The organism is Actinomadura monticuli, from assembly GCF_041463655.1.
Classification (GTDB): domain Bacteria; phylum Actinomycetota; class Actinomycetes; order Streptosporangiales; family Streptosporangiaceae; genus Spirillospora; species Spirillospora monticuli.
Map to the genome: position 1 here is coordinate 289,845 of NZ_JAXCEI010000004.1, position 16,599 is coordinate 306,443.

15 protein-coding genes are annotated in these 16,599 nt (G+C 73.5%); 6 read left to right on the top strand and 9 right to left on the bottom strand.

The annotated features are described in order from the left end of the window. Positions 1 to 34 precede the first annotated feature (34 nt). From infB to rimP, 4 genes are all read right to left on the bottom strand, one after another. A complete protein-coding gene (gene infB, locus SM611_RS10510) occupies positions 35 to 3,085 on the bottom strand; it encodes a translation initiation factor IF-2 (protein ID WP_371949111.1) in 3,051 nt (1,016 codons plus the stop codon). A gap of 108 nt (positions 3,086 to 3,193) precedes the next feature. Then, positions 3,194 to 3,535 carry a YlxR family protein gene (locus SM611_RS10515; protein ID WP_371949112.1) on the bottom strand — a complete coding sequence of 114 codons (342 nt, stop codon included), beginning with the start codon at positions 3,533 to 3,535 and terminating at the stop codon, positions 3,194 to 3,196. Further along, the gene (gene nusA, locus SM611_RS10520; protein ID WP_371949481.1) at positions 3,501 to 4,550 is read right to left on the bottom strand and encodes a transcription termination factor NusA; all 1,050 of its coding nucleotides are present in this window, start codon (positions 4,548 to 4,550) and stop codon (positions 3,501 to 3,503) included. The genes SM611_RS10515 and nusA overlap by 35 nt, the downstream gene beginning before the upstream one ends. 25 nt (positions 4,551 to 4,575) lie before the next feature. After that, positions 4,576 to 5,274, bottom strand: coding sequence for a ribosome maturation factor RimP (rimP, locus tag SM611_RS10525; protein WP_371949114.1), 699 nt, complete (start codon positions 5,272 to 5,274; stop codon positions 4,576 to 4,578). A gap of 236 nt (positions 5,275 to 5,510) precedes the next feature. Between rimP and SM611_RS10530 the strand changes: the two genes are divergently transcribed. From SM611_RS10530 to SM611_RS10540, 3 genes are all read left to right on the top strand, one after another. Next, on the top strand, positions 5,511 to 6,461 hold the full coding sequence (locus tag SM611_RS10530) for a ferritin-like domain-containing protein (protein WP_371949116.1): 951 nt from the start codon (positions 5,511 to 5,513) through the stop codon (positions 6,459 to 6,461). A 96-nt stretch (positions 6,462 to 6,557) separates the two neighbouring features. Then, positions 6,558 to 7,025, top strand: coding sequence for a hypothetical protein (locus SM611_RS10535; protein ID WP_371949117.1), 468 nt, complete (start codon positions 6,558 to 6,560; stop codon positions 7,023 to 7,025). A gap of 97 nt (positions 7,026 to 7,122) precedes the next feature. After that, positions 7,123 to 8,223: a TRM11 family SAM-dependent methyltransferase gene (locus SM611_RS10540; RefSeq protein ID WP_371949118.1), complete on the top strand. Its 1,101-nt coding sequence runs from the start codon at positions 7,123 to 7,125 to the stop codon at positions 8,221 to 8,223. Between the two features lie 30 nt (positions 8,224 to 8,253). Here SM611_RS10540 and SM611_RS10545 read toward each other — a convergent pair whose 3' ends face one another. Continuing rightward, a complete protein-coding gene (locus SM611_RS10545) occupies positions 8,254 to 8,952 on the bottom strand; it encodes an HAD family hydrolase (protein WP_371949120.1) in 699 nt (232 codons plus the stop codon). Positions 8,953 to 9,055: 103 nt separating this feature from the next. Between SM611_RS10545 and SM611_RS10550 the strand changes: the two genes are divergently transcribed. From SM611_RS10550 to SM611_RS10560, 3 genes are all read left to right on the top strand, one after another. Next, entirely contained in the window at positions 9,056 to 10,600 is a 1,545-nt protein-coding gene (locus tag SM611_RS10550; RefSeq protein ID WP_371949122.1) for a hypothetical protein, read from the top strand. Between the two features lie 113 nt (positions 10,601 to 10,713). Next, positions 10,714 to 10,983, top strand: a complete 270-nt coding sequence (locus SM611_RS10555) for a hypothetical protein (protein ID WP_371949124.1) — start codon at positions 10,714 to 10,716, stop codon at positions 10,981 to 10,983. 113 nt (positions 10,984 to 11,096) lie between these two features. Beyond that, positions 11,097 to 12,290: a lysylphosphatidylglycerol synthase transmembrane domain-containing protein gene (locus SM611_RS10560; RefSeq protein ID WP_371949126.1), complete on the top strand. Its 1,194-nt coding sequence runs from the start codon at positions 11,097 to 11,099 to the stop codon at positions 12,288 to 12,290. 7 nt (positions 12,291 to 12,297) lie between these two features. On the opposite strand, the gene SM611_RS10565 is transcribed toward SM611_RS10560, so the two are convergent. The 4 genes from SM611_RS10565 to SM611_RS10580 form a co-directional block, all read right to left on the bottom strand. Then, positions 12,298 to 13,524 (bottom strand): ROK family transcriptional regulator, encoded by a 1,227-nt coding sequence (locus tag SM611_RS10565; protein WP_371949483.1) that lies wholly within the window; start codon positions 13,522 to 13,524, stop codon positions 12,298 to 12,300. Further along, positions 13,524 to 14,282, bottom strand: a complete 759-nt coding sequence (locus SM611_RS10570) for an ATP-binding cassette domain-containing protein (RefSeq protein ID WP_371949127.1) — start codon at positions 14,280 to 14,282, stop codon at positions 13,524 to 13,526. Before SM611_RS10570 ends, SM611_RS10565 begins: the two co-directional genes overlap by 1 nt. Positions 14,283 to 14,504: 222 nt before the next feature. Next, a complete protein-coding gene (locus SM611_RS10575; RefSeq protein ID WP_371949129.1) occupies positions 14,505 to 15,788 on the bottom strand; it encodes a sugar ABC transporter permease in 1,284 nt (427 codons plus the stop codon). 12 nt (positions 15,789 to 15,800) lie between these two features. Then, positions 15,801 to 16,586 (bottom strand): ATP-binding cassette domain-containing protein, encoded by a 786-nt coding sequence (locus SM611_RS10580; RefSeq protein ID WP_371949130.1) that lies wholly within the window; start codon positions 16,584 to 16,586, stop codon positions 15,801 to 15,803. Positions 16,587 to 16,599 lie beyond the last annotated feature (13 nt).

Sequence of the window (16,599 nt, forward strand, 5' to 3'; positions counted from 1 at the left end):
GGGGGCCGGGCCCGGCGCGGGCGTGCCGCCGACCTCAGACGCGGGGCTTCTCCCGCATCTCGAAACACTCGATGACGTCGCTCAGCTTGAGGTCGTTGTACCCCACGCCGATACCGCACTCGAAGCCCTCGCGGACCTCGGTGGCGTCGTCCTTGAAGCGGCGCAGCGACGACACCGTGAGGTTGTCGGCGACCACGACGCCGTCGCGGACGAGGCGGGCCTTGGCGTTGCGCTGGATGATCCCCGAGGTGACCATCGAACCGCCGATGTTGCCGATCCGCGGCACCTTGAAGATCTCGCGGACCTCGGCGGTGCCGAGCTGGACCTCTTCGAACTCCGGCTTGAGCATGCCCTTGAGGGCGGCCTCGATCTCGTCGATCGCCTGGTAGATGACCGAGTAGTACCGGATGTCCACGCCTTCGCGGTCGGCCAGCTCCTGCGCGTTGCGCTCGGGCCGCACGTTGAAGCCGATGATGACCGCGCCCTCCTCGGACGCCAGCGACAGGTTGACGTCGTCCTGCGTGATCGCGCCGACACCGCGGCGGATGATCCGCAGGCTGACCTCGTCGCCCACGTCGATCTTGAGGAGCGAGTCCTCCAGCGCCTCGACCGAACCGGACACGTCGCCCTTGAGGATGAGCAGCAGTTCCTGCCGCTTGCCCTCCTGGAAGTCCTTGAACAGTTCCTCGAGGGAGCTGCTCTTGCGACTCTTCAGGAGTTCGGCGTTGCGCTTGCGCGCCACCCGCTTGTCGGCGATCTGACGGGCGACCCGGTCGTCCTCGACGACGAGGAAGTTGTCCCCGGCGCCGGGCACGGCCGCGAGGCCGAGCACCATCACCGGACGGGACGGGCCCGCCTCCTCGACGTTGTTGCCGTTCTCGTCGAGCATCGCCCGGACGCGGCCGTTGGCCACGCCGCAGACGATCGAGTCGCCGACCCGCAGCGTGCCGCGCTGCACCAGCACGGTCGCCACGGCGCCCCGGCCCTTGTCCAGGTGGGCCTCGATGGCCGAGCCCTGGGCGGGCATGTCGGGGTTGGCCTTCAGCTCCAGCTCGGCGTCGGCCGTCAGGACGATCGCCTCGAGCAGCCCGTCGATGTTGGTGCCCTGCTTGGCGGACACGTCGACGAACTGGGTCTGACCGCCGAACTCCTCGGCGACCAGGCCGTACTCGGTGAGCTGCGCCCGGACCCGGTTCGGGTCCGCGCCCTCGACGTCGATCTTGTTGACCGCGACGACGATCGGCACCCCGGCCGCCGTGGCGTGGTCGATCGCCTCGGTGGTCTGCGGCTTCACGCCGTCGTCGGCGGCGACCACCAGCACCACCAGGTCGGTGGTGTCGGCACCGCGGGCGCGCATGGCGGTGAACGCCTCGTGGCCCGGGGTGTCGATGAAGGTGATCTTGCGCTCTTCGCCGTCGACCTCGGTCTCGACCTGGTAGGCGCCGATGTGCTGGGTGATGCCGCCGGCCTCGCCCGCCTGCACGTTGGCGTGCCGGACGGCGTCCAGCAGCTTGGTCTTACCGTGGTCGACGTGGCCCATGACGGTGACCACCGGCGGACGGGACACGAGGTTCTCCTCGCCGCCCTCGTCCTCGCCGTACTCGATGTCGAACGACTCGAGCAGCGCGCGGTCCTCTTCCTCGGGGCTGACGACATGGACCTCGAAGTCGAGCTCCAGGCCGAGGGCCTGCAGGTCGTCGGGGTCGACCGACTGGGTCGCGGTGACCATCTTGCCGAGGTGCATCATGATCGCGACGAGCGACGCCGGGTTGGCGCCGATCTTCTCGGCGAAGTCGGTCAGGGTCGCGCCCTGCGGCAGCCGGATGGTCTTGCCGTTGCCGCGCGGAGCCGAGATGCCGCCGGCGGCGGGCGCCTGCATGTTCTCGAACTCTTGACGGCGCGCGCGCTTCGACTTGCGTCCGCGTGCGGGGCGTCCGCCGGGACGGCCGAACGCGCCCTGCGTGCCGCCGCGGCCGCGACCGCCGCCACCGGGACGGGGACCGAAGCCGCCGCCACCGCCGGGACGACCGCCGCCGCCCGCGCGGGCACCGCCGAAGCCGCCGCCACCGCCGCCGGGACGACCGCCGCCGCCACCGCCGGGACCACGGCCGCCGCCACCTGGACGACCGCCGCCGCCACCGCCGGGACCGCGGCCGCCACCGCCGGGACCGCCGCGCCCGGGGGCGCCGGCGGGCCGCGAGGACGGCATGTTCATCGGGCTCGGCCGCGGGCCGCCCGGACGGGGCGGCATGCTGCCGGGGTTCGGGCGGGGACCGCCCGCACCGGGCGCGCCGGGACGGCCGCCGCCGGGACGCGGGCCGCCGGCGCGCTCGCCGCCGGGACGGTCACCGCCTGGGCGGTCGCCGCCCGGCCGCGGACCGGGGCGCGGGCCCGGCTTGGGCGCCTGGCCCATGCCGGTGTTGGTCGAGCTGAACGGGTTGTTGCCCGGACGCGGCCGGCCGCCGCCTCCGCCGCCCTGGCGCGGGCCGGGACGCGGGCCCGGCTTGGGCGCGCGGGGACCCGGCTTCGGGCCGGCGGGCGCACGGTTCCCGGCGCCATTGCCGGCCGCGGGGCCGGCCGCCGGACCGGCCGGGGGGCCGGCCGCGGGCGGGGCGCTCGGGCCCTGCGCCGCGGGCGCGTTCACCGGCGTGCTCGGCGCCGGCGGGACCGGCGGGCGCGGACCGGGCTTCGGCATGCCGCCGCCCTGGCCGCCGACGCCCTGGCCACCGGGGCCACCGGGGCCACCGGGGCCACCGGGGCTCGGCTTGGGCGCGGGCGGACGCGGCGCGGCGGGCCGGGGGGCCTGCGGGCGCGCGCCCTGACCGTCGGAGGCGCCGCCGCCGGGCGGACCCGGACGCGGCGCGGCGGGACGCGGACCCGAAGGTCGCTTCGGCGCGCCCCGCTTGTCCCCCTGCTTGGGGGACGAAGAAGAATTGAAGGCTTCTGTCAGCCTGCGAACGACCGGCGCCTCGATCGTGGAGGACGCCGACCGGACGAACTCGCCCATCTCCTGGAGCTTGGCCATGACGACCTTGCTCTCTACACCGAACTCCTTGGCGAGTTCATATACCCGGACCTTGGCCACTGCACTCCCTACTCGGTCCGGGGGTGCGGCCTCCGGACCGTCGCTAACTTGCCGTACTCATCGCGGCGTGCTCATCGAGCGCTCATAGCAATCTCGACCTGCTTCCGACTAGACGTCGCTTACCATTCGGCCATCCTGCTGCTGCGCGGCGCGTGCCGCAAGCCGCTCCCGCAGCGCACTCACATCGAGCGGCCCCGGAAGGCGGAACGCCCTCGGGAACGCCCGGCGTCGCTCTGCGAGCTCGAGACACGCCAGATCGGGGTGCAGATGCGCACCCCGTCCCGGCAGCCGCCCACGGGGGTCGGGGACGATGACGCCCTCGACCACCACCAGGCGCAGCAAGTCGGACTTGGCCGTACGAACCCGGCAGCCCGCACACGTGCGGACAGGGGCCGTCCGGCCACGTTTCATGAGTCTACCGCGCCGAGGCGTCGGCGGGGCCGGTCGCATGCTCTCCTGACGTAGAAGATCCGGTTTGACCGGTCTCGGCGGACTTCACGGGCGTCTGCTCCGGCTCGGTGTCGGACCGGATGTCGATCCGCCAGCCGGTCAGCCGGGCGGCGAGCCGCGCGTTCTGCCCCTCCTTGCCGATAGCGAGGGACAGCTGGTAGTCGGGCACGATCACCCGGGCGACCCGGGCGTCGGCGTCGACCACCTGCACACTGGAAACCCGCGCCGGCGACAGGGCATTCCCGACGAACTCCGCGGGCTCCTCCGACCAGTCCACGATGTCGATCTTCTCGCCGTGCAGCTCGGCCATCACGTTGCGGACCCGGCCGCCGAGCGGGCCGATGCAGGCGCCCTTGGCGTTCACGCCGGCCTTGCGCGAGCGCACCGCGATCTTGGTGCGGTGGCCGGCCTCGCGGGCGATCGCCGCGATCTCCACGGTGCCGTCGGCGATCTCGGGCACCTCCAGCGCGAACAGCTTGCGGACGAGGTTCGGGTGCGTCCGCGACAGCTGCACCGACGGGCCGCGGTGGCCCTTGCGGACCTGCACCACGTAGGCGCGCAGCCGCTCGCCGTGCTCGTAGCGCTCGCCCGGCACCTGCTCCTGCGGCGGCAGCACGGCCTCGATCTTGCCGAGGTCGACCAGCACGTTCCGCGGGTCCTTGCCCTGCTGGATGATGCCGCTGACGATGTCGCCCTCGCGCCCGGCGTACTCGCCGAACGTCAACTCGTCCTCGGCGTCGCGCAGCCGCTGCAGGATCACCTGCTTGGCCGTGGTCGCCGCGATGCGGCCGAATCCGGTCGGGGTGTCGTCGTACTCGCGGAGGTCGCCGCCCTCCTCGTCGGTCTCGGTCGCCCACACGGTGACGTGCCCGCTCTGCCGGTCCAGCTCGACGCGCGCCTTGGTCGCCGCGCCCTCCGTCCGGTGGTAGGCGATCAGCAGGGCGTCTTCGATGGCCTTGACGGCCACGTCGAGCGAGATGTCCTTCTCGCTCTCCAGGCCCCGCAGGGCGGTCATGTCGATGTCCACGAGGTTCCCCCCTCTAGTCCGGCTCAGCCGGAGAACGCTTTTCCTCGGCCTTGTGGTCCAGGGGTCTGAACTCCACCTGCACACGGCCGCGCCCCAGCTCGTCCAGGCCGAACCTGCGCCGCACCGTCTCGGCGCCCTTCGGCCCGGCGGACGTGCCGCCGCCCTTCGACCCGCCCTTCGCGCCGGGCTTCGAACCGGGCTTCGAGCCGGCTCCCTTGCCCCGGCGCTTCTGGACGACGTCGATCTCGACGGCCTCGTCGTCGGCCGCGACCACGCGGCCCTCGACCTGGCCCCCCTCGGCCAGCGGGGCGACGACCAGCCGGCCGACGGCGCGGCGCCAGTGCCGCGGCTCGGTGAGGGGACGGTCGACGCCGGGCGAGGTCACCTCCAGCACGTAGGGGGAGGTGCCCATGACGTCGGACTCGTCGAGCAGCCGGGAGGCGATCTCGCTCACCCGGGCGACGTCGTCGAGCCCGACGCCGTCGTCCCCGTCCACCACGATCTTGACGAGCCGGCGGCGGCCGGCCGGGCGCACGTCGACCTCCTCCAGGTCGAGGCCCTCCTCGGCCACGGCGGGGCCGAGCAGCCGGGTCAGCTCGGTGACCGCGGTGTCGCGCGTGGGGCGCGCGGGGGCGTCGGGGCACCGCTCGGGGGCGCGCCGCGCCGGGCCGCGCCCGCCCTGAGCGCGGCCGCCACGGGACTCGACGCTCATGGGCACTCCTCGCCTTCCCTCTGTTGTCAGGCCCGCGTTCGCGGATGTCGCCGTTCGTCCGCCGACACCATCAAGACTATCGACAGCCGGGGACCGCGGCGGTCTTTCGGACGCCTCACCGGCGCGGCGGATATGGAATGCTTGAGCTGGCCTGATGGACGCGGCCGGGGACGGCGGCCGCGGCGGGCCGCCACCACCTCCACCACGAGTCTCCACCACCGGGTGAGGAGTCTGCCTTGCCAGAGGCGATGCCGCGGCGCGCGCTGCTGCTCGGCGGCGGGGCCGCGCTGGTCCTGCCGTGGCTCTCGGGATGCGCCGCGGAGGCGGCCCCGCGCGCGGACGTGCCCCTGCTCGTCGCCGCGATCGCGGCCGAGCAGGGCCTGATCGCCGCGTACGGGGCGGCGCGGTCGGCCGAGCCCGCGCTGGCCGGGCGCCTCGATCCCGTCCTCGCGCACCACCGGGAGCATCTGGCGGTGCTGAAGCGGCACTATGTGCCCGGCTCCGGCGACCGGGCGGACGAGGGCGGCGCGATCCCGCCGTCCGCGAGCGCGCCCGCGGTCCCGGCCGGCTCCGCCCTCGCCGTCCTGCGCGACGCCGAGGGCCGCGCCGCGCGGGCGCGCGCGGCCGACGCCGCCAAGGCCGATCCCGCGCTGGCGCAGCTGCTCGCCAGCATCGGCGCCTGCGAGGCGGGTCACGCCGGGACGGTCAAGGGCGCGGCCCCGGCCGTCCGCTCCAGGTCCGGCGCGCAGGCGGTGCAGAACGCGCTGGCCGCCGAGCACGCCGCCGTGTACGGGTACGGGGTGCTCGGCGCGCGCCTGACCGGCGCGCTGCGCGCGACCGCCAAGGACATGTGGAACGAGCACCGCGCCCAGCGCGACGAGCTGGAGTCGATCCTCACGGCCGAGCCCGTCCCGGCGGCGGCCGCCTACCGGCTGCCGGTCAAGGTCACCACGGCCCGCAGCGCCGCGCGGCTCGCGGCGGCGCTGGAGGACGGCCTCGTCTCCGCCTACGTCGGCCTCGCCGGCGCCTCCTCCCCCGACCTGCGGGCGTTCGCCGCCGACAGCGCGCAGCGGGCGATGGCGCGGTCGGCCCGGTGGCGGGCCAGAGGCGGGGCCGCGGCGCCGCGCGAGGCGTTCCCCGGGCTGCCGTCCGCGGCCCTGTCGCCCCGTCCCGAACCGGGTGAGTGATCTTCCGCACGGCGGGAACGATGCGCGGGATCGATCGCGTTGGTCCCTGTGCACGGACTGATCGGTGCAGGGACCACTCGGGGGAGGAGCCCAGACGTGACCACGACTCCGCGCGGGAGCGGGCGGAGCGCGCTCGACGAGCTGCGGGACGCCTACCACGAACAGCTGAACCGGCTCGCGGCCGAGCGCGACGCCGCGCGGCGCCAGGCGCGCAGGGCCCAGGCGCAGGCGGACGTCGCGCGGGCCGACCTCGCGAGCCTGAAGAGCCGGGTGCGGGAACTGCTGGCCGCCGCCTCGCGGCACCTTCCCGACCTGCCGGCGCCGGAGGGCACGGCCGGGCCGGCGGAGCTTCCCGCCGGTGAGGCGCGGGCGCTGCCCGCCGCACCGGACGCGCCCGAGGACCGCGCGCCCGAGGACCGCGCGCCCGGGGAGCGCGCACACGAGGACCGCTCACCCGAGGAGCGCGCGCGCCAGAACAGCGACGGCCCGGATGACGCGGGCCAGGACGACACTGCCGATAACGACGGCGCGACGCGTCCGGAACGTCCCGTCCGGGCGGCCTGACCGGGGAGGAACGGCCCACCCAAGGGCCGTTCGGAGGCCGCCGGGAGCGTCCCGCTCCCGGCGGTCTCCGCTCGCGGCATCCAATACAGTTCTGCGAATGACCGCGTACGGCCTCCTCGTGTCTCCCTCGTACAACCGCGTCTACGCCCAGGCCGCCGCCGGCCTGGTGAAGGCCGAGCTGACCGTGTTCAGTGAGAGGGCCCTGGGCGGGCGAGTCCGCGACGTCCGGGAGACGGTGATGGGCGGCGTCCCCTACGTGACGTTCTCCGCCGACGAGCTGACCGAGCAGGACGTCCGGCTCCTGTCGAACCTGTCGTCGCTCTACGCGCTCTACCAGATCGAGGGCGAACTCCTGCGTCCTGTCGCTCTCCAGCCCCTCGACCTGTTCGGCAGTGACCTGCTCACCATCCAGAAGTACTCCGGCAAGACGAACGAGTACTTCACCAAGCTGCTGCTGAACGTCACCGCGATGGCGATGGATTCGCCCATGGACCTGGTGACCGGCCGTCCGCGTGTGCTCGACCCCATGTGCGGACGGGGCACGACCCTCAACCAGGCCATGATGTACGGCCTGGACGCCGCCGGGATCGACATCGACGGCAAGGACTTCGACGCCTACGCGGCCTTCATCAAGACCTGGCTGAAGAACAACCGGGTCAAGCACCAGGCCGAGATCGCCAACGTCCGGCGGGAGAGGGCGGTCATCGGGCGCCGCCTCCATGTCACGTTCGGGGCGTCCAAGGAGCGCTACAAGAGCGGCGAGACGATGGAGATCACCGTCGTGAACGCCGACTCCACGGAGGCCGGGAGGTTCTTCCGCCCCGCCTCGTTCGACCTGATCGTCACGGACGCGCCGTACGGGGTCCAGCACGGCAGCCGGCACGGCCGCGCGGGGGACGCCGCCCGCACCGCCGCCAAGGGCGCGCAGCCCGGCCGCAAGGGGAGGCCGCAACTGTCGCGCAGCCCCGTCGAGATGCTGGCGGCGGCCGTGCCCGAATGGGCGCGGCTGCTGCGTCCGGGCGGCGCGATCGGGATCTCCTGGAACACCTTCGTCGGCCGCCGCGAGGAGCTCGCCGGGATCCTCGCGTCCGGCGGCCTCGACGTCCAGGACTCCGACGCCTATCGCGGCTTCCGCCACCGCGTGGACCAGGCCATCTCCCGCGACCTCATCGTCGCCCGCAAGCCGTCGGGCGAGTAGTCCTGGGGGGCCGCCTCCCGGCCCCGCCGGTCAGGCGTGCCAGCGCTCCACGTGCGAGAGCAGCTCGTCCAGGCCGTGAATGAGGGCGTCCGGGGGCTCCAGGCCGGGGCGCTCGAAGGCATGGGTGGTCTGGTGCCGGATCTGGACGGCGCGCAGGCCGGCGGACTTGGCGCCGTGGATGTCGTCGTAGGGGCGGTCGCCGACGAAGACGCAGGAGGCGGGGTCGGTGGCGCCGACGGCGTCCATGGCGGCGCGGAACGCCTCGGCGTGCGGCTTCGTCCAGGGGATCTCGCTGGAGTAGACGGCGCCGTCGAGGAGGTCGAGGACGTCGTCGCGGGCGAAGACGCGCTCGTGCCAATCGCGGGTCCAGATGGTGTTGGACAGGACGCCGATCTTGATGCCGCGCTCGCGGAGGGCGTGGAACAGGCCGGGGACGGCGGGGTCGGTGTGGGTGTGCGGGGTCCACGTCTCGAAGTGCGTGTCGAGGAGCTCCTCGGTGGGCTCCACGCCCGCCATCGCGAACGCCTCGGCGAGCGTGGCGCTGCGGTGCTCCTCGGTGCCGCGCCGCCACAGCTCGTCCTCCGCCTCGCAGAGCGCCGCGACGGTCGTCCCGACCGCGTCCGGGGGGAGGTGGGCGGAGCAGATCGCGTGCCACATGTCGGCGAGTTCGAGGTCGTGCCAGGGGGTCAGCGTGCCGCCCCAGTCGAAGATCACAGCTTGTACGCCCATGCCCGGATCGTAACCATACGGGCGGGCCGGACGATCACCCTTTACGCTGTGGATCGTCCCGGAGGGCGCGACCGGGCCGGAGCCCGCCCGTCTAGGAGCCTTCATGCGCAGACCCCTGCTGGCCGCCCTCCTCGCCGTCGCCCTCGCGGGTGTCGCCGCACCGGCGGCGGCGGACCCGATCCCCGACGGGCCCGGAAGGGGCCTCGTGCCCGCGTACACCGGCGGGCCGGCCACGCCGGAGCCGCTGGCCGGGCGGCCTGTTCCGGCCAACCCGCACCAGGGGCCGGTGGGGACGTCGTCCATGCACGCCGACAGCTACGCGTCCGACACCTACCCGTTCCCGGGTCCGCTCGGCCGCGATCCGGAGGTGCTCGGCGAGGCCAAGGGCGGCGGCCTGCCGGGGCTGTGCTCGACGGTGACGTTCGCCCGCCGGACGGGCCTGATCGTCGCGCAGTGCACGCGCGGGCAGAACTTCGTCCTGCGGCTGATCGACCCGGCGACGCTGAAGGACCTCGCGACCTACGACCTGCCGCCGAGGCCGTCGACCGTCCAGGCGGTGTTCTCGCTGAGCCTCGACAAGGTGCTCACCGACACCTCGGGCGGGGCGTACTACTACCTCGACCCGCAGGACCGCGCCGTCCTCGCCGACTCGGCGTTCCATCTGCGCCGCTTCGCGCACGACAAGGGCCCGGACGGCACGTGGCGCTTCACCGTGACCGACGACTGGGACCTGAGCGGGCACCTCCCCCACGACTGCGCGACGTGGACGAATCCGTGGCCGAAGGGCGAGTGCGATCCCATCACGGCGGTCGGGCCCGACTGGGACGGCCTGATCTGGTGGATCACGCGGAACGGGCGGATCGGCACGGTGAACCCCGAGTCCGGCGCGGTCCGGATGACGCGGCTCACGGGCGAGGGCATCCAGAACTCGTTCGCCGCCGCCGAGGACGGCGTCTCGATCGTCTCCGACCACGCGCTCTACCAGCTGCGGGCGGACGCGAGCGGCCTGCCGGAGGTCGTGTGGCGCCGCCCCTACGACCGCGGCACCGGACGCAAGCCCGGCCAGATCGACCAGGGTTCGGGGACGACCCCGACCCTCTTCGGCGACGGCTACGTGGCCATCACCGACAACGCCGACGACCGCATGCACGTGATCGTCCGCCGCCGGGGCGACGGCGGGCTGGTCTGCCAGGTCCCCGTGTTCGGCAGCGGGGCCAGCGCGACGGACAACTCGCTCGTCGGCTACGGCGACAGCCTGTTCGTCGAGAACAACTACGGCTACCGCAACTTCTTCGAGCTTCCCCCCGGAGGGTCGTCCGTCGGCGGGGTGAGCCGCGTGGACGTGAAGCCGGACGGGACGGGCTGCGAGACCGTCTGGACGAGCACGGAGCGCTCGCCGTCCACCGTGGCCAAGGTCTCCGTTCCCGCCGGGCTGCTGTACCTCTACACGAAGGAGCCTCGCAAGGACCTCCTCGACGCCTGGTACTTGACCGCGGTGGACGTCCATACGGGACGGACCGTCTACAAGGTGCTCACCGGCATGGGCAAGTGGTTCGACAACAACTGGGCGCCCATCAACATCGGCCCGAACGGCACCGCGTACGTCGGCGTCATCGGCGGGCTCGTCGCCGTCCGCGACCGCGCGTAGCAACCACCGGCAGGCAGCGCGGGCAGGGACCGCGGGCAGGGACCGCGAGTAGGGGCCCGGACAGCGGGGATACCGGTTCGATCAGGCAAAACCGATGCGAACCGGGAGGAAATATGAGGGCACGCAGGCCCGGGGAGGCCCGTGACTTCCGCGAGGACATCGACGACATGGGGGACAACGACCAGGACGAGGAGATCGCCCTGACCGAGGAGTACGTGACGGATCCGCCCGAGGATCTGGTGATCGAGGAGCCCGAGCAGAGCAGGGACGGCCTCGGCATCACCGAGTACGAGGAGCAGGAGGCCAGGGACGGCGACGACGAGCGCCCCCGTCCGAACACCGCCGCCGAGTCCGACGCGGTGAACCCCACCCGCAGGCCGTGACCCGTGACGCCTGTGGCGGGGGTCTCTTTGCGGTTCGTTTCCACACCCGGGGGAATGTCATAGGCGGGTCATAGGTTGCGCCATGCGGGGCGAGCTTGCGAGGTGACCGGGACATGCATGAGACAGTCACGGCACCGGTCCGCCCCCCGGCCGACGCCGACACCCCGTTCCCGCTCGACGGCGAGCCGGCCGACGCGCGTCCGTGGTGGCGGCGCAGAGCGGGCCTGATCGCCCAGTGGACGCTGGTCCTCGGGGCCCTTGCCGCCGTTCCGCTCTACCGCGACGAACTCCCCGACCTCGGCGCGATCTGGTCGGCCGCGTCGCACGCCGATCCCGGCTGGCTCACCATGGTCGTGCTGGCCGTGGCGGGGTCGATGGGCGCCTTCGCCCGGCTGCAGCGCCGGCTGCTGCGCGTCGGCGGCCTGCGGATGCCGCTGCGCCGCGCGTTCGCGATCACCTACGCGGGCAACGCGCTGTCCACCACGCTGCCGGCGGGTCCCGCGGTGAGCGTCGTCTACACGTTCCGGCAGTTCCGCCGGGGAGGCGCCTCGGCGCGGCTCGCCACGGCGGTGATCCTGGTCGGCGGCGTCATCACCACGACCGCCTACTCGCTGGTCGCGCTGCTGGCGCTGCTCGCCGACCCGCACGCGCGCGGGCCCGCGCTGATCGCGCTGGCCGTCCCGCTGGCCCTCGCCGTGCTGCTCGTGCCCGTCCTGCGCCGCCCCGGGCCGCGCGCCCTGGTGACGGCGCCGCTGCGGCGCGGCTACCGGTTCGCGCTCGCCCACCCCCGGATCGCCCCGTACGCCGAGCGGCTGGCCGGCGTCCGCGACGTGCTGCGCCCGACCCGGCGCGACTGGGCCGCGCTCGCCTCGCTCGCCCTGCTGAACTGGGTGTTCGACATCCTGGCGCTGCTGTCGGCGGCGCACGCGGTCGGCATCGACGTCGCGCCGAACGGCGTCGCCCTCGCCTACTTCGCCGCCCAGGCGGCGGGCAGCATGCTGCCGCTGCTGCCGGGCGGCCTCGGCGCGATCGAGGGAAGCATGGCCGCCTCCCTGGTCGCGTTCGGGGCGACCCTGTCCCCCGCCGCCGCGGCCGTGGGCGTCTACCGCCTCGTGTCCTACTGGGCGGTCGTCGCGGTCGGCTGGCTGGCCTGGGCCGGCCTGCACGAGCACGCCCGGCTGGGCGCCCGGCTCAAGTCCTGGCTGGCCACCGCCGGCGACCTGCTGATGGACGGCCTGGCCGCGTTCGCGTTCCTCACCAACTACACGACCGTCCCCGTGCAGACCCCGGAGGCCCGCCGTCCGTGACGGGGGCTCAGACGGGCGTGTCCTCGGGGGCCCGCAGCCGGGTCAGCACCTGGACGGGGTCGGCGAGGACCTCGGCGAAGGCGAACTCGGCCGCGCCGACGAGGGTGGTGTCGTCGCCGAGGGCGGCGGTGCGGAGCTTGACCTTCTCGCGGGGCGCGGCGAGCGCGCCGGTCGCGAGGACGCTGCGGACCTGCGCGGCGGCGCCGAGGTAGATGTCGCGGAGCGTCCCGCCGAAGACGACCATGCCGGGGTTGAACACGTTGACGAGGCTGGCGACGCCGAGGCCGAGCCACGTGCCGACGCGGTGCAGCGCCTCCCGCGCCACGATGTCGCCGGCGTCGGCGGACGCCAGGACGTCGCGGACCGCGTCCCGTCCCGCCTGCCCCGGTATCTCGTCGCGGCCGGCGTGGTGCAGCAGGGCCCGCTCGCCGACCTCGGCCTCCAGGCAGCCGCTGGAGCCGCAGGCGCAGCGCCGGCCGCCCGGATTGATGATCATGTGGCCGATCTCGCCGCCGAAGCCCTCGTCGCCGCCGAGCAGCCGGCCGTGCGCGATGATCCCGCCGCCGACGCCGACGTCGCCGTGCAGGTAGATGAGGTTGTCGCAGTTCACCCCGGCGCCGCGCTCGTGCTCGGCGAGGGCGCCCAGGTTGGCGTCGTTGCAGACGGAGACGGAGATGCCGAGGCCGAGGCGGCGCGACAGCGCGTCGCCGAGCCGCAGGTCGCCGACGTCCAGGTTCGGGCCGAACATGATGGTGTCGTCGGAGCGGCGGACGGTGCCGGGGAACCCGAGGGCGGCGCCGACGCAGACGGCGTCCCGCTCGGCCTTGCGCACCAGCGACCGGGCGCCGGCGACGAGCACGCCGAGCAGCTCCGCGGAGTCGGAGTCGCGGGCCCGCACGCCCTCGCGGCGGTCCAGCACGACGCCGCCGAGGCCGACGCGGGCGACGACGAGCCGGTCGACGCCGACCTCGAACGCCAGCACGTACACGCGGGTCGACTCGGGCCGGACGACGAGGGACGGCCGCCCGGCGCGCCGCCCGGGGCCGCGCGGCAGCTCCTCCCGGACGAGGCCGGCGGCGGTGAGGTCGGAGGTCAGCGCCATGATCGTGCTGCGGTTGAGGCCGAGCGACTCGGCGAGCGTCGCCCGCGACGCCGGGCCGCGCAGGTGCACGAAGCGCAGCAGGGTTCCGAGGTTGTGCCGCCGGATGTCCTCTTGTGATGGGCCCGCCTTCATCATCGGCGCAGCCCCAGCTCTCCCCCGGTGCCCGAGGTGATCAGCTCGACGACCTGCCGGTGGGTGACGTCGGCGGTCCTGACCTGGGCGACCATCCGGCCGAGGTAGAGCGCCGCGATCCGGTCGGAGACCGCGAAGACGTCGTTCATGTTGTGCGAGATCAGCACGACGGCGAGACCCTTGTCGGCGAGCCGCCGGACGAACTCCAGCACCTGCTGGCTCTGCGCGATGCCGAGCGCGGCGGACGGCTCGTCCAGCACGACGACCTTGGCGTCCAGCAGGACGGCGCGGGCGATCGCGACGATCTGCCGCTGCCCGCCCGACAGGGTGGCGACGCGCCGCCGGACCGAGCCCAGGGTGCGGACGGCGAGCCCCGACAGCGCGGTGCGCGCCGTCTCCTCCATGAGGTCCTCGTCGAGGGCGAGGCCGCTGCGCCGCTCCCGGCCGAGGAAGAGGTTCTGGACGATGTCGAGGTTCTCGCAGAGCGCGAGGTCCTGGTGGACGATCTGGATGCCGAGCCGGGTGGCGGCGCGCGGGCTGGAGACCTTCACCGGCTCGCCCTCGAACCGGTACTCGCCCCGGTCGATCCCGTGGATGCCGCCGATGCAGTTGACGAGCGTGGTCTTGCCGGCGCCGTTGTCGCCGACGAGCGCGGTGATCTCACCGGGGTAGGCCGAGAACGACACGTCGTTCAGGACCGGCACGGAACCGAAACTCTTCTCGATGCCGCGCAGGTCGATGGCTGGCGTCACTGACATGCCGAGGGGCTCCCACCGTGCCGCACCGCCGCCGCGCGCCAGGCGGGCGTGATCAGTGAGGGTATCAGCCGCGCTCAGGGCCCCAGAACCGCCGGAACCGCCGGAATCGCCGTCCGGCCGGCCGCCGGGACCGGCGTCCGGCCACGCCCGGGAGCCGATGGTGCGGGCCACCGGCTCCCGGGCGTCCCCGGCCGCGTTCACGGGATCACCGCTCCCGCGGCCTCATCGGCCGGCGGACGTGCGCCGGCGCCTGGCCAGCGCGTCCATGGTGGCTGCGAGCAGGAGCACCACCCCGGTGATGAGGAAGCTCAGGTAGGCCTTCGTGCCGAGCAGGCCCAGCCCGTTCTCGATGATCGCGATGACGAGCCCGCCGAGGATGGCGTCGCGGGCCTTGCCGCGCCCGCCGAACAGGCTCGTCCCGCCGATGACGGCGGCGCCGACCGCGTACAGCAGCGTGTTGCCCGCGCCCGCGTTGACGGCGACCGAGTTCAGCCGGGACGCGGCCACGATGCCGCTCACCGCCGCCAGCCCGGACCCGATCATGAAGACGGAGATCCGGATGCGGACGACGTTGATGCCGGCCCGGCGCGCGGCCTCGGCGTTGCCGCCGACGGCGTAGATGTGCCGGCCGTAGGCAGTGCGGCCGAGGACGAACGTGCAGACGATCAGCAGGATGCCGACGAGCAGGACGCCCCACGGGATGCCGCCCAGCGTGATCAGCGGGCTGGGCGCGCGGTCCTGGCTGAGCACGAAGGTGCTGATCAGCAGCGCGGCGGCGACGACGCCGGACTGGGCGAGCACGAACTCGATCGGCTTGGAGTGCAGCTCGCGGGCGCGCTGCCGGCGCCAGCGCAGCACCTGCGTCGCGGTGTAGCCGACGGAGCAGGCCACGGCGAGCGTCCAGCCGAGCCAGATCGGCATGTTCTTGGTGGCGAGCGCCACGATGACCTCGTCGCGGACGGGCACGGTGCCGCCCTCGCCGATCAGCCGCAGCGTGATGCCCTGCAGGCCGAGGAAGAACGCGAGCGTGACGACGAACGACGGTATTCGCAGGACGGAGACGAGCCAACCGATCACGGTGCCGATGATGATGCCGGTCGCCACCGCGCTGATGATCGCGACGTACCAGGGCTGGCCGCCGTCCACGAGGAGCTTGGCCATGACGGCCGCGCTGAGGCCGCTCGCCACGCCCGCCGCCAGGTCGATCTCGCCGACCAGCAGCACGAACACCAGGCCCATCGCGAGGATCGTGATGGGCAGCGCCTGGGTGGACAGGTTCGCGATGTTCGCCTTGCTGAGGAACGTGTCGGGCTTCAGCGCGGTGAACAGGATGACCAGGGAGATCAGGCCGAGGATGGCGGGGAGCGCGCCCAGCTCGCCGGCCTTGATCTTGTTCCAGTAGTCCAGCGCCGCCGACTTCATGTCGTGTTCGCGCCGGTCGGTCGCGAAGTCCGAGTCCGCCAGCTTCATGGCGGTCTCCTTCGGGCTCGGGATGTCGGTGGACACGCGGGTCCCCCCTCAGATGCTCTCTGCGGCGGTCGTCGGCGCGAGGCCGAGATCACCGGAACGGCCGGCGGTGATGAGCTCCACGACCTGGCCGTGGGTGACCTCGGAGCGGGCGACGTCGGCGGCGACGCGGCCGAGGTACAGCGCGGTGATGCGGTCGGCCACCTCGAAGACGTCGTTCATGTTGTGCGAGATCAGCACGACGGCGTGGCCGCTGTCGGCGAGGCGCCGGACGAGGTTGAGCACCTGCTGGGTCTGGGCGACGCCGAGCGCCGCCGTGGGCTCGTCCAGGATCACGACCTTGGACTCCCACAGCGCGGCCTTGGCGATGGCGACGGTCTGCCGCTGCCCGCCGGACAGGCTGGACACCTGCTGGCGGACGGACTTGACGGTGCGGACCGACAGCCGGGCGAGGACCTCCCGGGCGGACTCCTCCATCGACGCCTCGTCCAGGACGAGGCCGGAGCGGCGTTCGCGGCCGAGGAACATGTTCTGCACGATGTCCAGGTTGTCGGCCAGCGCGAGGTCCTGGTAGACGACCTCGATGCCGAGATCGGCGGCGGCCCGCGGCCCGTCGATCGACACCGGCCGGCCGTCGAACTCGATCCGCCCCGAGTCGAACGGGTAGATGCCGGCGATGCACTTGATCAGGGTCGACTTGCCCGCTCCGTTGTCGCCGACGAGGGCCATGACCTCGCCGAGCCGCAGCGTGAAGTCCACGTCGTGCAGGACGTGGACGGCACCGAAGCTCTTGTTGAGCCCGGTCAGGCGGAGGACGGGGTCTCCGTTTTCAGCCACGTGGTTCCTTCCA

Bases quoted from the DNA above. Each gene is read 5' to 3' on its own strand.
- SM611_RS10545 (WP_371949120.1), bottom strand. From the start codon at position 8,952: ATGGGCGTACAAGCTGTGATCTTCGACTGGGGCGGCACGCTGACCCCC.
- SM611_RS10560 (WP_371949126.1), top strand. From the start codon at position 11,097: ATGCATGAGACAGTCACGGCACCGGTCCGCCCCCCGGCCGACGCCGAC.
- SM611_RS10550 (WP_371949122.1), top strand. From the start codon at position 9,056: ATGCGCAGACCCCTGCTGGCCGCCCTCCTCGCCGTCGCCCTCGCGGGT.
- nusA (WP_371949481.1), bottom strand. From the start codon at position 4,550: ATGACCGCCCTGCGGGGCCTGGAGAGCGAGAAGGACATCTCGCTCGAC.
- SM611_RS10570 (WP_371949127.1), bottom strand. From the start codon at position 14,282: ATGTCAGTGACGCCAGCCATCGACCTGCGCGGCATCGAGAAGAGTTTC.
- rimP (WP_371949114.1), bottom strand. From the start codon at position 5,274: ATGAGCGTCGAGTCCCGTGGCGGCCGCGCTCAGGGCGGGCGCGGCCCG.
- SM611_RS10515 (WP_371949112.1), bottom strand. From the start codon at position 3,535: ATGCGACCGGCCCCGCCGACGCCTCGGCGCGGTAGACTCATGAAACGT.
- SM611_RS10565 (WP_371949483.1), bottom strand. From the start codon at position 13,524: ATGAAGGCGGGCCCATCACAAGAGGACATCCGGCGGCACAACCTCGGA.
- SM611_RS10540 (WP_371949118.1), top strand. From the start codon at position 7,123: ATGACCGCGTACGGCCTCCTCGTGTCTCCCTCGTACAACCGCGTCTAC.
- SM611_RS10555 (WP_371949124.1), top strand. From the start codon at position 10,714: ATGAGGGCACGCAGGCCCGGGGAGGCCCGTGACTTCCGCGAGGACATC.